The sequence below is a fragment of the Bacillus sp. 95MFCvi2.1 genome, from assembly GCF_000374965.1.
Lineage (GTDB): Bacteria > Bacillota > Bacilli > Bacillales > Bacillaceae_G > Bacillus_A > Bacillus_A pseudomycoides.
Genome location: NZ_KB895727.1, coordinates 1 through 14,057, shown reverse-complemented (window position 1 = coordinate 14,057; position 14,057 = coordinate 1). Strand labels below are relative to the sequence as shown.

Below are 14,057 nucleotides of genomic sequence, written 5' to 3'. Positions count from 1 at the left end.
AAAACCACCGGCATTATACCGGTGGTTCTGACTTAGAAAGCAAAGCAAGTACAACCAATACCCCATTTAGTTCCATCTTTTCCTATTACGGTATGAGTGTGTTGATGGAGAGGGTTACTGCAACTATGTAACTTGTGACCATTGGCATCGTGAGAAAGTATATTATGGGCTAGGTTAGCGCCCCCATAACCATAAACTCCAGTCGGTGCCCAATCAGGTGATGCTGGCGGCAATTCAGGTGATAAATTTTTAAATTCATCATTTCCATAAACAACCTGCCCACCCATAATAGTGAGTAATGATTCAAGGTCTTTGATTTCTTCTTCTGGCACAGTAAAGTAGTCAGCAGACAATACAGCAATATCAGCAAACTGACCTACTGCAAGGGTTCCCTTTTTACCTTCATCACCAGAGAACCACGCACTTCCTTTGGAATATAGTTCCAGGGCTACTTTTCTGTCAAGTTTATTTTTTTCATCGTATATCGAAAGACCACCAATGGTTTTTCCGGCAACCATCCAGTAAAGAGCAACCCAAGGATTATAGCTAGAAACCCTGGTTGCATCACTACCGGCGCCAACAGGTATACCAAGGTCTAGCATACGATAAATCGGAGGAGTACGCTTTGCAGCTTCTTTTCCGTATAAATCAACAAAGTATTCACCTTGGAAAGCCATGCGGTCTTGGATGGCAATACCACCATTTAAAGCCTTAACACGTTCCATACTACGATCCGAGATTGTTTCTGCATGGTCAAACCACCAGCGTAGACCATTAAAAGGAATTTCTTTGTTGACTTCCTCAAACACATTTAAGAAACGTGTTATTGACTCGTCATAAGTTGCATGTAAGCGGAATGGCCAACGGTTTTCCACCAATAGAGAAATTACTTTCTTTAAGTCAGCTTCCATCACCGTAGCTAGTTCGGGCTGCGGCATCTGAAATTTTTCAAAATCGGCTGCCGAGAATACTAACATTTCTCCGGCACCATTCATTTTATACTTATCATTCCCTTGACCTGGAGAAACAATCTTTGCCCATGAAGCAAAGTCTTCATATTCATGATTTGGATTTTGCGTAAATAGATTATATGCAATACGCAAAGTTAATTGATCTTTCTCAGCTAAATGTTCAACAACTTTGTAATCATCAGGATAATTTTGGAATCCGCCACCTGCATCAATGGCACTTGTGATACCTAATCTATTTAATTCGCGCATAAAATGACGAGTTGAGTTAATCTGATCGTCAAAATTAAGTACTGGAGCTCTCCCCAAACTTGAATAAAGAATAGAAGCGTTAGGATTGGCAATTAAAAGACCTGTTGGATTACCTCGTTTATCCCGCTCAATTAAACAGCCCGGAGGGTCTGGGGTATCTTTTGTGTATCCCAGTGCACGCAGCCCAGCACGATTTACAAGTGCTCTATCGTAAAGATGTAGCACAAAGACAGGAGTGTCTTCAGAAACGGCATTAATCTCTTCCAAAGTTGGCATCCGTCTCTCTTTAAATTGAAATTCAGACCAACCTCCAACTACTCTTACCCACTGGGGAGCAGGTGTACGCCTTGCCTGCTCTCTAAGCATTTCTAGGGCAATAGCAAGTGATGGCACACCTTCCCAGCGCAATTCCATATTATAATGAAGACCGCCACGAATAACGTGTATATGAGAGTCATTCAAGCCTGGAATAGCTCTCTTTCTTTTAAGGTCTATTTTTTTTGTTTTTTCTGTGGCACTATCAAGAAGCTCATCTCCACCTAATGCAGTGATTAAACCATCAGTTATGGCGATAGCCGATACCTCAGGTTGAGAGAGATCAAGGGTAGTAATTTTTCCGTTATATAAGATCATATCCGGTAAATTCATGTTCACACCTCGTCTACTTCCTATTATTTTGTAACCATGGATGAAATATTTTACCGTAAATCGGCATGACTACCCATGATAGCAAGGACACTATACATACAGAAACAAAAAAAGCTGACATAATAGGGTTCATATTTTTTATAATAGGTCCTATCACTTTAGGAACCAACATGCTAAGAGGCCATACACCAAGAACGGTAACAATAGACATTTTCCATTTTGACGGTGGAACTGGCGTTTTCGGAGTAACAAACCAATAAGCCAAACTGCTTTCCGTTTTGTAAGTTGGATTAGTAGCTTGAAATTGTTCTGCCTGTTTTAACAAATCTCGACGAATATCTGATTCTTGCCAAGCACGTAGATGCTCATACGTATCGAAGCGGAAAATAACAGTATACTCTCTGGATTCGTTATTGGGGACTATTAGATTTACGCCTAAATGCCCTGGGAATTTAGTAGCGGCAGCTTCGATTTCATGTCTCCATGTTTCAAACTGTTTTTCTCTACCTTCTTGAATTTTCCATGTAACAATCGTTGTTACCGGACCGCTAGCATCCATCGTGTTCCCAATATGAGTCTCTCCGACAGTCACTCTTTCTTGGTTCATAATTTTCTACTTGGAAGCGCGCCATGTACCATAGTATATGCATATTCTACACCTTGACCATAAGCGCCAGTGTGTTCTTTTACAATTTCCATAACAGCATCATAAGTGTCTTTGCGTGCCCAGTCACGTTGGTATTCAAGTAAAACTTGGATTGCTGTCACTGGAATTGCACCAGCTTGTTCTACACGACGCATAGCAGCGTTATGTGCTGTCAAACTAGTACCACCTGAAGCATCATCAACTGCATAAACCTCATAGCCAGCTTTAATTGCTTCAAGTACAGGGAATGCAAGGCAAACCTCAGTCCAAAGTGCTGCAAATATTAATTTCTTTCTACCTGTTGCTTTAACGGCCTCAACAAATTTTGGATCTTCCCAAGAGTTCATTGAACTACGTTCTATAATTTCATGGTTTGGGAATATGTCAAGAATTTGTGGCCAAAAATAACCAGAAAAGCTGCGTGTTTCAACTGTAGTAAGAATAGTAGGTACGTTAAAAGTTTTTGCTGATTTAGCAAGCAGCATAACGTTATTAATCAATGTTTGTCTGTCAATACTTGCAACTCCAAAAGTCATTTGAGGCTGAAAATCAATCAAAATTAAGGCACTGTTCTCGGGATTTAACAATTCTAAATTACTCATAATAAAACGCTCCTTTTTTAATTGTTACGATTTTTTAGAAAGAAATTTATTTTCTGTTAATTAAAACTGTAATCGTAAAAATAAAAGTTTTGCTATACTTTTTAATTTAAAAGAGAGCGCTGATTTAATCAGCGCTAAATTTATACTATCCACTTTTTAAAAAGTGATTTAAAGCTATTTCTTTGGAATACATTTATGCATTTTGTTTACTAAGATCTCGCTGAGCTCCCATATAGCTTCCAATTATATTTTGATAGCCTGGAAGATTACTAGCAAGCAAATTGCCAAAACCTTCGACATCGTTGCGCCAATCGCGTTGTAATTCGCAAGCTACGCTAAACCAGTTCATAAGTTGTACGCCACTATGTGCCATACGCGTATTGGCAGCATCTGCAACTTGTTTACTGAAAGTTCCTGAAGCATCAGTAACAGCAAATACTTCATATCCAGCTTTTATAGCGGAAAGTGCCGGGAAAGCAACGCAAACGTCCGTAACTACGCCCGCGATGATAATTTGTTTTTTTCCAGTTTCTTCGATTGCTTTTACAAAATCATCATTATCCCATGCGTTAATTTGTCCTGGTCGAGCTATTTTTGGTGCGTGAGGAAAGAGGTCAACCAATTCTTGCATTAAAGGTCCGTTAGGTCCATGTTCAAAGCTTGTTGTTAAAATAACTGGTAAATCAAAAAACTTAGCAGTGTGAGCAAGAGCTAAAACATTGTTCTTGAATTCATCAACACCATAGTCACGTACTAGTCCGGACATAAGACCAGTTTGATGATCTACTAAAAGAACGACAGCATCATCTTTGTTAATACGAGAATAGAGATCAGCCATTATGTATTCCTCCTAAAAATTAAGTAATCGAAGAAAGTTTAAACAGTGGAATATTATCATAAACTTCTTCGTTTGTTACGATTAGTTTATAACTAAACTGACCGTTAATATTAGTTATAGCACCATTCACAGAACATGAAGCGCTATACAAATTTATAGTATTTGAAAACCAATTCGTTAATCAATTCTAAATTATCTATAATTTGTATAGATGGTAACTATAGTTATTTCTACCATAAAATTGATTGGTTTTACCTATACATTCTATAGATAGAACAATATTGATAGTTACCTATTTTTGCTATTAGAATTGAATATGAGGAATGTTCAGCAATTATTTCATGATGAAAAAGGTATTAGATGGGGAATTGCTACAAAAACAGAAAATGAATTCATCGGAACAATAGAGTTTCATGCTTAGAATTTACAACATAAACGTGCATAAATAGGTTACGAGATTCATCCGGATTATTGAAGAAAAGGATATATATTAGAATATTTTTTGGAGGTAGAAGAATGACAAAAATTACTGTAGGAACCGAAAATCAAGCACCAATTGAGATATATTATGAGGATCATGGTATAGGAAAACCAGTTGTACTAATTCATGGTTGGCCGTTAAGTGGTCGATCTTGGGAATACCAAGTTCCCGCTCTTGTTGAGGCTGGATACAGAGTTATAACATATGATCGTCGAGGCTTTGGAAAGTCATCTCAGCCGTGGGAAGGATATGAATATGATACCTTTACTTCTGATTTACATCAACTAATAGAACATTTAGATCTTCAAAATGTCACACTTGTTGGTTTTTCTATGGGTGGAGGCGAGGTAGCTCGGTACATTAGTACATATGGAACAGATCGTATTGAAAAGGCTGTTTTTGCTGGAGCAGTTCCTCCATATTTATACAAATCAGAGGATCATCCTGAAGGGGCATTAGATGATGCAGCAATTGAAGAATTCAAAAGTGGCGTGATAAATGACCGCCTTGCATTTCTTGACGAATTTACTAAGGGATTTTTCGCAGCTGGTAATCGAACAGATTTAGTTAGTGAGCCATTCCGTTTATATAATTGGAATATTGCAGCTAGTGCATCCCCTAAAGGAACACTCGATTGTATTACCGCCTTTAGTATGACCGATTTTAGAAAAGACTTGGAAAAGTTCAATATACCTACTCTTATTATTCACGGTGACTCTGATGCAACTGTACCTTTTGAGTTAAGTGGAAAACGCACATATGATTCCATTCCTGGTAGTAAACTCGCTCTTATAAAAGGTGGTCCTCATGGATTAAACGCAACTCATGCAAAAGAATTTAATGAAGCATTATTAACATTTTTAAAAGACTAATCTTTGATGAACTACCGGAGGCGGCTCAACAGTAATATCAAGAATAGTAACATGAATTTATCGATTAGAGGTTTTTTAGGTCTCTTAGGGGTATTGCTACATTGCTATCAAGATAATATTTTGAAGAATCCTCAAAACAAAGAAATGTACATTTCATCTGGAGATGTACATTTTCTCATTTTGGGGAAGAATGTATTTTTCAACATCGAAAGATTCATAAAAAACGTCATCCTTTCTAGTTAGCTTTTTAGAAAGAATAAAGTTTTTTTACTTTTGGGGGCACTTCAAAATATTAGCTTGATTGGCATGTGATCCCACCCACATTTTAACGAATGTTGGCGGTACGCCATATAGTAGTAAATGAAGCTTATATATATGTGATATAAGAGAAAAGGGCTCCCGTAAAAGGGGGCCTAATTTTACTGCTCAAGGTATGCTAGAAAAACGTTCCACCATTACTTTCCGTTAAATATTTGGTATCTACATAACCAAGGTCTTGAACGTGTTGATACAATTTCTGTAGTAACTCCTCATTTTTACATAAAATACTAATATCATAACTATCAACTATATTTAACAAGAATTCACAATCACTATTAATAAAATCCGTTGCTGTAATTATCGATGTATAATTTTCCTTTTCAGTAAAAGCAGACATCGTCAAAAAGAATAAATAATATTTCTGGTTTAAGGTATGTTCTAAATCACTCCCAGTTATGAAACGATCATTATTGAATGAAAATGCATTTGGAAAATCACCGTTAGAATCTTTAACGTATACTTCAGCCGTATCAATTTGCCATACATAGTTTTGGAAATTAAAAGGTTCTAATAAACTCAGTACGGATAAACTGAAATTTTCATCTTCTGGAGCGTGGAAATGTATTCCTATATTCATTGTATGATAACCTCCTATTTTTATTATTAATATATATAATTTTATTGTATAATAATGGAAAACGAGGATAGTTTTTAAAATTATTGACTGAACCCCATGCCCATCAAGCCAGGAAAATTGGTCGCCCCCCAAATGCTAAAAACAAATCAAAAATTTTTCAATCTAATAATAATTGATTTTAGAATCCAATAGAGTACCCCTCGATTTAAGCGGATTTTGAGTGTTAATATTTACCTGATAATATTATAATTTATTATATAGAAAATATATAATAAACGGAGAATTATCATGCTGAATATAGATATTAATCGTTTAACTGATATTTGTTTAGAATATCAACAGTCTAGATTTTATGTTGGTAGAATACCTGATGATTTCTTGTCAATTGCAAAAAAACGTTTCTCTATACCAAAGGATGATCAGATTATTGCTTTTTTAAGTTGTAATTTGTTTGGCTCAGGAAAATATGGTGTCTACTTTACAAGTTCAGGTCTATATTGGAAAAATTGGCTATTAGGTAAAGGAACTATGAAATGGGATAAATTAGATGAAGTGCAGCAAATCGTAATTGATAAAGATGGGTTTTTATCTTTTGATGCACAAAAAAGTTTTAATATTAACGGGAGTGATTATCCAACATTGTTATTTAAAGAATTACTTATAACTCTTAAAAATTCATTCCATAATTCAAAGAAAACTGATATACATCCAGTTGTAAAAACTGATGAGATAAAATCAATCTGTAATTTGTTTGAGACATATGATGAATTATTAGAACCTGATAATGGGTTGTTTATAGACACTCATATTTCAGACAAAAAGTTAAAGGGAATTTTGGCACGATATATTATTTCAAAAGAAGAAGAAATCATTGCTTTTTTAGATACCTCTGTCCTTGGTAATTTGAGTAAAGGATCCGATGGGGTATTAATTTGTCAATCGGGTATATATTTTAGAGAAACTTTTGTACACTTGTATTTTCCATGGCATGTCTTTAGGAATATCCCTATTACTTTGGTTTCAAACGAGTTAGAAATCGGAAAAGGAAACATATTTCATCTTCAACATGCTAGAATGCCTAGTCAAGAGATTCTATTATTCATCAAGAATTTAAAACAGCACGTTAATTCTTTATATGAGGAAAATAAGGGTTCTGTTGCAAAGTTTTTTTACACATAGAGACATGGGAAGATTGTGGTCAAGTTTTATGAAACCGTTAATAAATTCTGTAATTCGTTATACGCCGAAAAGACGGAGTCTGGTTGAAGATTTCGTCTTTGTTTGTATATGGCATGAAGTGTTTCTATCCCTTTTATCGTACGTGAGGCATGACGAAGACTTTGAAATTCTAAGGAACGAGCGAAACGGCGCTTCACGTGTTGATGATCTTGCTCAATGAGATTATTGAGATATTTTGTTGTACGATGAAAGATATTTTTGTAAAAGTCTATCCTCTGTAATTTTTTTACATGCGCAAATTAAAGAAGGAGCCTTATCTGTAGTCAGAACCGTTGGTATAAGTTCGAACCAGTCTTTTCATAAAAGTATATGCCGCTTGTGTATCTCTCTTTTTACGCAGTTGAATATCAAGCGTTTGCCCCTCTTTGTCAATGGCACGATATAAATAACACCATTTTCCTTTGACTTTAATATAGGTTTCATCCAAACGCTAAGATAACTGTACCGTTTTGTTTTTCTTTTTCCAAATCTGATACATCAGATTGCCATATTCATGTACCCATATTCATGTATCCAGCGCATAATCGTTGTGGGATGAACTGAAATACCCCGTTCCTTCAGAATTTCAGACACATCACGATAGCTTAGAGAAAAACGACAATAATAGCCAACGGCTACTAAAATGATATCTTTCTTAAACTGTTTTCCTTTAAAATATCTCATCTTGTCGTGCTCCTACTCATTTTTTCTAAAATGTAACGTGTTTTAGAGAACTTTGCAACAGAACCAAAGATTTTATGTAGCAAAAAACATCAAGAATAAAAAATATTCATTTGATATGGTTTAGATAGACAAAATGACAAGGGGGCTATCTAATTGTTTCAAGTAAAGGGGTATTTTGCATCACTAAGTGGAAGTTATTATGAAATCGGTAGACAACAAGGTGAATTTGTTAAAAATAATCCATTTCTTGTATCTCACTTTATACAACAAGAAAAATATATATCTGACGATTATTGGAAAGAATCTAGAGATATTTTGGAACAGTATTGCCCAGGGATAAATGAAGAGATTGAAGGATTTTGTGATGTGCTAAAAATATTTCCTAGACAAGTCATGTATTATTATCAAACGTATTTAAAAGCAGGATGTAGTCACTGTGCGATATTGCCTCAGAAAACAGATTCAAAACATACATATGTATTAAGAAATTATGATTTATCACCACAAGTTGATGATATGCGTTTTTGTTCTACTCGTGTGACAGGTTCATATTATCATAGCGGCTTTTCTACTCAGTTTTTTGGAAGAACTGAAGGTATGAACGAACATGGATTATCTGTTACCTTTTCAGCATGTGGTCAACCGGTTGGAAATATTGAGGGACTGAAGAAGCCGGTTATAAATGGTGTGCAGTGCTTTGCTGTGATTCGTGTTTTATTAGAAAAATGTAAAAGTGTGGAGGAAGCAATTACATTAATAAAAGAAATGCCAATCGCGGCAAATATAAATGTGATTATATCTGATTGTTTTAGGGTGGCACGGATCGAAATATTTGATGGATGTAAATCTGTAACAAGAATAGAAGGTAATGAAGCTTTTATTGTATCAACAAATCACGCAGTTAGTTCTACAATCAAGAAGTTAAATAATAGGAAGTTAGAACACTCTTCAAAAAGATTTCAGGTTTTGCATAATAATTTAGTTCAAAAAGAATACATAAGCATGGAGAATCTGAAAGAATTAGTAGAGAGTGAATATCCTGCTGGCTTAACAGTTCATAACTATCAAGAGTGGTTTGGAACATTACACTCATTATTGTTTGATTTGCATGAACGAACAATGGATGTTTGTTTTGGGTCGCCACTTTTAAATAAATGGTACTCTTTGAAAGTTGGGGAGGGGCTTCCGTTTTCTGTAGTGGATGTGAATTTTGTAAATCGACCATACGCTGATTTTTGGAGAGTAGAAAATAATTGAGTAATAGGGGTCACTATACATGCCCATCAAGTTAAGATTTTATTGCACCCCCAGAACGGAATTTTTAGGCCTTTTGGTAACAAAGAAATATATTTTATCGTTTTGGGGGTGACTTGATTTCTTAAGTTGATGGCGATGGGGTCACCATACATGCCCATCAAGCTAAAATTTTGAAGTACCCCCAAAATGAAAATTTTCTTTCTCTACAGTTAGTTACTTTGAGAAGTCAGCTGTTTTTTTCGTTTGGGGGATGATCTATTTTCTTAACTTGACATTCTTTTCTTTATTCTCTATAAGCTATTCATTTTTTCTTTCTAAAATAATATTATAGGTTTTATTCACTAACTCTAGGGTGTTTCTTATAAAATCTTGATAAGGCGTTTGAGGCAGCGAATCTATTTCACTAGCTGCTCTCTGCGCATAGATAAGTGCTTCCTCTATTCTTCCTAGTTGTAAAAGACATTTTGCTCTATATGCATCTGCAGTGTAGAGAATACATAATTCAAGTGGGTAAATAGCCGTATTTGGCATCTTAAATTGCTCAAATGTTTCAAGTGCTTCTTTTACATGTCCTTTTCCTAATAATACTTTACCTTTTTCAAGATAATAATAGTCACTTCCGAGATTCCCCTTTACTAGGGTAGCAAACCTATCTAAGTAATAAAGGGCCTGTTCATAATCCTCTGATGTTTGATTATGATAATGTGCTTGAAGTAACAGTGTAAAAGCTAGAGATTCATCATTTTCACTAAAAACAGCAAACTGTTCTGACTTCTCGATAAAATAAGCATAATCATTTTCATTGTTATGAAGAAGGGCTTGAAACGCTGCAATTCGGAAAATATTATCCATCTTATAAAAGACCATTTTCCTCTTAGATAGTTCAATTAATTGATTAAGCTTACTCTTTCCTGATTTATAGTCACCTATCCCGAAAAGTAAGACCATTTCAACGTAATTCGCTTCTATTTCAACGACCATATCAATCACTGTTACTTTTTCATGGTACTCTTTTCTTATATTTCGTAACATTATCAGAGCATCATGGTAATTATCCTCTTTTGCACGGCATTCTACCATATGTACTTTAGCAGCCACGCAGTGGCTATAAAGGGATAACCGCTCATAGATTGCTACTGCTCGTTCTATCAACATTTCTCCACGTTTTTGCTCGGACTTCATAACTACCCTTCCAGAAATCTCTAATATCCTAGCAGATTCAAATGAAATGGGAAACTGTTGGTCCAACATGTCTTGTGTCAAATTAATTATCTGTTCATCATTATTTTTTTCAAACGCTTTCTCTACTTTATTAAATAAGTGCTTTAGCTCATCCGATGTAGAGCTCCCTAATAAATATTGAGGATCGCAGCCCAACTGGTGCGCGATAAATTTCAAACTATCCATCGAAGGGTTCGAATGCCCATTTTCAATCATGCTTAACATCCCTTTTGACATTTTATTACCAGCTAACTCTACAAGTGTCATACCTTTTTCTACTCTTAATTTATTTATTCGTTTTCCTAGCTCATTCATTTTCAACATCCTTTGTAATTCAATCTACTAGTTCAATTATATTAAACTTCAGATTGAAAAGAAAATCAGTCCATGTTACGATAAGTTCAATTAAATTGAACTTATTTATTTAGGATTTTCAAATGGATAATAAAAAGGTCAGTTCTATAAATAGAAATGATCTTTCCTTTTTATATCAAAATGAAAAATGGAGGATTGGATATGAGTGAATTTAATGGGAATGAAACTGGACAAAAATTAGATATAGGTGGTATTGAATTATACTATGAATTGTTAGGGGGGAATAATGAAGGACCAACCCTAGTTTTTGATTCTGGATATGGAGCCACTTTAGAAAGCTGGAATCTAATTAGAGATGACATTTCAAAGTTCTCAAAAATGTTTATTTATGATAGAGCTGGTATTGGCAAAAGTGAAATGAATGAAAGACCTCGCCATAGTCAGCAAAGTGTCGAAAATCTACGTATATTACTTAATAAAGCAGGTATAAAACCTCCATATGTATTAGTCGGACACTCATTTGGAGGATTAAATACAAGATTATTTGCAAGCACATATCCAGAGGAAGTAGTAGGAGTCGTTCTCTTAGACTCAACTCATGAGGATCAAAACAGAATATTGCCCTCTTTATTTACAAAAGAAGTTCAGGAGGCTTATTATAATCAATTTACTTTGGAAGGTTCTCTTAATGAAGTGGAAGAAAGCTTAGAACAAGTTCGTACTTCTAAGTCACTTGGAAACATTCCACTCATTGTTGTAACAGGGGGGATGCAGCCTTTTCATACAGTGAAGTCTATGGCTACTTGGATGAAATTCCAGGTAGAGCTTGCTAACTTGTCGACTAATAAAAAACATATTGTTGTTGAAGATGCTGGACACGCAATACATATTGATCAACCTCAAGTTGTTGTTGGTGTAATAAGGGATATATTAGATATGGTAAAAAATAAAAATAAACACTCTACTCTGTAATAATTTGTTATAACTCAAAATTGAGGTATCGCCACATTACTATCAACCTAAGATGAATTAATACCCATAATTCATAGAAAGCGTTATTCTTTTTGTAGAAATATACAGAAAGGATGACGTTTTTTATGAATCTTTCGATTCAAGATGAATTACAACTATTTGCTGAAGAATTACACCAATATCTTACTCCTTCATTTTTAGAAAGACTTGCTAGAGAACTAGATTTTGTACAACGAAAGCGTAAGTTTTCGGGCCACGATTTAGCCACTATCTGTGTTTGGATTAGTCAACGGGTAGCGAGTAATTCTTTAGTTAGACTGTGCAGTCAACTTCATGCAGCTACAGGAACTCTTATTAGTCCGGAAGGACTCAATAAACGTTTCAATAAAAAAGCTGTTTGCCTATTAAAACATATTTTCTCTGTATTATTAAAAAATAAAATTTGTGAAACATCAGTAATTCCAAGCTCTTCAACCGCTTATTTTCAAAGAATTCGTATTTTAGATGCAACATTATTTTATATTAGAAATCTCTTCCTTGAGTACAATATAATGGTAAACTGTATATTATGTGAGTGAAAGTAATTTTTGAAGGTGGTTATTAGAATTGAAAAAAATATTGTTTTTATTAAGTTTAAGTTTATTTTTATCTAGTTGTAGTGTAATGAATAATTCTGCTACAGAGCAGAAAGTAGTGAAAAAAAATAATAAAGAGCAGGCAATTATTCCTAAATATTCAGGTTCAGGGGATCATTATAAAACAATTTTACCATTGAAAGAACAAAAAGTAATAAATGTAATAAATAAAAAAGCGAACTCAAAATTAGATATGAAAGAATTTGAATCAGGGCTGTTTAATATTTCTTTGAAACAATTTGATAGTAAGAATCATTATTTCCAAAGAAGTAGTTATCTTTCAGAAAAGATAATAAATGAATTAGTTGTAAAACAGGATGTACCTTATGTATCTAATATTATTGAACAAGATTATTTTATTAAAAATGGTTCTGATCAATTAGATTTGAAAGGTGTTGTAATAGGTTTAGCTATGACTTCGGATCATTCCAATGAAGAAGTACTTGCAAAAGGTACTGAGGTAGCTAATAAGCTTTTAAAAGCTTTTCATGAGAATAAAGAATTTAAAAATGTTCCTGTTACTTTTGCTGTATTTAAAGAAGAGAGTGCTACTTCTATAAAAAATGGTACTTTTATTGCTGAAGTCACTGTTCCAACAAATGAAAGTACAGTAGGAAAGTGGAATAATATAAACGAGAAATCCTTTATTTATCCTTCTGATGAATTTAAACAAGTATATGGAAAGGATTATGAAAAGCTAGATAAGTTTTCCACAAAATTAAAAGAATTTTCTTCTGATTATATACCAGTTAATGCTACTGTTTTGTATAAAGATGATAAATTGGATAAATTAGATATGAATGTTGTATTTAAATTTAATGGAAATGCAGAATTGATTGGTTTTACACAATTTACAACTCAATCTATATTGGATATTCTTCCTAAAGATATTAATATTCAATTGAGAGTGAAATCAGATGCTAAAGATGAAGCAATTATTATTCAAGAGAAAAATATGGATGATCCTTTTGTTTCTTTCTTAAAATAAAAAAAGTAAAAAGATAGTTTATTAGGTTCTGTTGCAAAGTTTTCTACATGAAGCTACACTCTAGAAAACAGGATCTAGGAGAATCAGACATGAGATATTTTAAAGGAAAACAATTCAAGAAAGATATTATTTTAGTAGCCGCCCTGTACTACTGCCGTTTTTCTTTAAGTTATCGCGATGTCTCTGAAATCCTGAAAGAACGCGGTATTTCAGTTCACCCAACAACCATCATGCGATGGGTTTATGAATATGGCAATTTCATCTATCAAATTTGAAAAATGAAAAATAAATCTGCACGCTTATCTTGGCATTTGGATGAGACTTATATCAAAGTTAAGGGAGAATGGCGTTATCTCTATCGTGCAATTGATAAAGATGGACACACATTAGATATTCAACTTCGTAAAAAACGAGAGCATCAAGCTGCCTATGCCTTCATGAAAAGATTAGTAAACCATTTTGGAGAACCAACGGTTCTCACTACAGACAAAGCGCCAGCATTACTTTGCGCATTTAACAAATTAAGAAAACAAGGATTTTATCAAACTACAATCCATTGTAC

Annotated in this window: 11 protein-coding genes and 3 pseudogenes; 7 read left to right on the top strand and 7 right to left on the bottom strand. The window is 34.3% G+C overall.

The features are described 5' to 3' along the window. Positions 1–32: 32 nt before the first annotated feature. From C568_RS0127380 to ycaC, 4 genes are all read right to left on the bottom strand, one after another. On the bottom strand, positions 33–1,868 hold the full coding sequence (locus tag C568_RS0127380; RefSeq protein ID WP_018783348.1) for an amidohydrolase: 1,836 nt from the start codon (positions 1,866–1,868) through the stop codon (positions 33–35). A gap of 13 nt (positions 1,869–1,881) precedes the next feature. Next, entirely contained in the window at positions 1,882–2,475 is a 594-nt protein-coding gene (locus tag C568_RS0127375; protein WP_018783347.1) for an antibiotic biosynthesis monooxygenase, read from the bottom strand. Next, entirely contained in the window at positions 2,472–3,116 is a 645-nt protein-coding gene (locus C568_RS0127370) for a hydrolase (protein ID WP_018767758.1), read from the bottom strand. Before C568_RS0127370 ends, C568_RS0127375 begins: the two co-directional genes overlap by 4 nt. Positions 3,117–3,309: 193 nt before the next feature. Further along, complete coding sequence (gene ycaC / locus C568_RS0127365; RefSeq protein WP_006097251.1) at positions 3,310–3,954, bottom strand: isochorismate family cysteine hydrolase YcaC; 645 nt, start codon at positions 3,952–3,954, stop codon at positions 3,310–3,312. Between the two features lie 516 nt (positions 3,955–4,470). Between ycaC and C568_RS0127355 the strand changes: the two genes are divergently transcribed. After that, positions 4,471–5,307 carry an alpha/beta fold hydrolase gene (locus tag C568_RS0127355; protein WP_018783345.1) on the top strand — a complete coding sequence of 279 codons (837 nt, stop codon included), beginning with the start codon at positions 4,471–4,473 and terminating at the stop codon, positions 5,305–5,307. 436 nt (positions 5,308–5,743) lie between these two features. On the opposite strand, the gene C568_RS0127350 is transcribed toward C568_RS0127355, so the two are convergent. Then, positions 5,744–6,205, bottom strand: a complete 462-nt coding sequence (locus C568_RS0127350) for a DUF2691 family protein (protein ID WP_006097248.1) — start codon at positions 6,203–6,205, stop codon at positions 5,744–5,746. Positions 6,206–6,493: 288 nt separating this feature from the next. On the opposite strand from C568_RS0127350, the gene C568_RS0127345 reads away from it, so the two are divergent. Further along, positions 6,494–7,384: a hypothetical protein gene (locus C568_RS0127345; protein ID WP_018783344.1), complete on the top strand. Its 891-nt coding sequence runs from the start codon at positions 6,494–6,496 to the stop codon at positions 7,382–7,384. Positions 7,385–7,410: 26 nt separating this feature from the next. Here the strand turns inward: C568_RS0127345 and C568_RS33830 are convergent. After that, a pseudogene (locus C568_RS33830) lies at positions 7,411–8,107 on the bottom strand (IS6 family transposase). 153 nt (positions 8,108–8,260) lie between these two features. On the opposite strand from C568_RS33830, the gene C568_RS0127335 reads away from it, so the two are divergent. Further along, positions 8,261–9,364 carry a C45 family autoproteolytic acyltransferase/hydolase gene (locus tag C568_RS0127335; RefSeq protein WP_018783342.1) on the top strand — a complete coding sequence of 368 codons (1,104 nt, stop codon included), beginning with the start codon at positions 8,261–8,263 and terminating at the stop codon, positions 9,362–9,364. Positions 9,365–9,661: 297 nt separating this feature from the next. Here C568_RS0127335 and C568_RS0127330 read toward each other — a convergent pair whose 3' ends face one another. Next, positions 9,662–10,900 carry a helix-turn-helix domain-containing protein gene (locus C568_RS0127330; RefSeq protein ID WP_018783341.1) on the bottom strand — a complete coding sequence of 413 codons (1,239 nt, stop codon included), beginning with the start codon at positions 10,898–10,900 and terminating at the stop codon, positions 9,662–9,664. A 201-nt stretch (positions 10,901–11,101) separates the two neighbouring features. Here C568_RS0127330 and C568_RS0127325 point away from each other — a divergent pair, with 201 nt between their 5' ends. The 4 genes and pseudogenes from C568_RS0127325 to C568_RS33825 form a co-directional block, all read left to right on the top strand. Further along, a complete protein-coding gene (locus tag C568_RS0127325; RefSeq protein WP_018783340.1) occupies positions 11,102–11,872 on the top strand; it encodes an alpha/beta fold hydrolase in 771 nt (256 codons plus the stop codon). 125 nt (positions 11,873–11,997) lie between these two features. After that, positions 11,998–12,396: pseudogene (locus C568_RS0127320) on the top strand (IS4 family transposase); the annotation flags it as partial. 82 nt (positions 12,397–12,478) lie between these two features. Beyond that, complete coding sequence (locus tag C568_RS0127315) at positions 12,479–13,495, top strand: CamS family sex pheromone protein (RefSeq protein ID WP_018783338.1); 1,017 nt, start codon at positions 12,479–12,481, stop codon at positions 13,493–13,495. An 89-nt stretch (positions 13,496–13,584) separates the two neighbouring features. Then, positions 13,585–14,057 (top strand): annotated as a pseudogene (locus C568_RS33825) (IS6 family transposase); the annotation flags it as partial.

Coding starts and splice junctions, on each gene's coding strand:
- C568_RS0127380 (WP_018783348.1), bottom strand. CDS start 1,868: ATGAATTTACCGGATATGATCTTATATAACGGAAAAATTACTACCCTT.
- C568_RS0127330 (WP_018783341.1), bottom strand. CDS start 10,900: ATGAATGAGCTAGGAAAACGAATAAATAAATTAAGAGTAGAAAAAGGT.
- C568_RS0127355 (WP_018783345.1), top strand. CDS start 4,471: ATGACAAAAATTACTGTAGGAACCGAAAATCAAGCACCAATTGAGATA.
- ycaC (WP_006097251.1), bottom strand. CDS start 3,954: ATGGCTGATCTCTATTCTCGTATTAACAAAGATGATGCTGTCGTTCTT.
- C568_RS0127345 (WP_018783344.1), top strand. CDS start 6,494: ATGCTGAATATAGATATTAATCGTTTAACTGATATTTGTTTAGAATAT.
- C568_RS0127325 (WP_018783340.1), top strand. CDS start 11,102: ATGAGTGAATTTAATGGGAATGAAACTGGACAAAAATTAGATATAGGT.
- C568_RS0127375 (WP_018783347.1), bottom strand. CDS start 2,475: ATGAACCAAGAAAGAGTGACTGTCGGAGAGACTCATATTGGGAACACG.
- C568_RS0127350 (WP_006097248.1), bottom strand. CDS start 6,205: ATGAATATAGGAATACATTTCCACGCTCCAGAAGATGAAAATTTCAGT.
- C568_RS0127370 (WP_018767758.1), bottom strand. CDS start 3,116: ATGAGTAATTTAGAATTGTTAAATCCCGAGAACAGTGCCTTAATTTTG.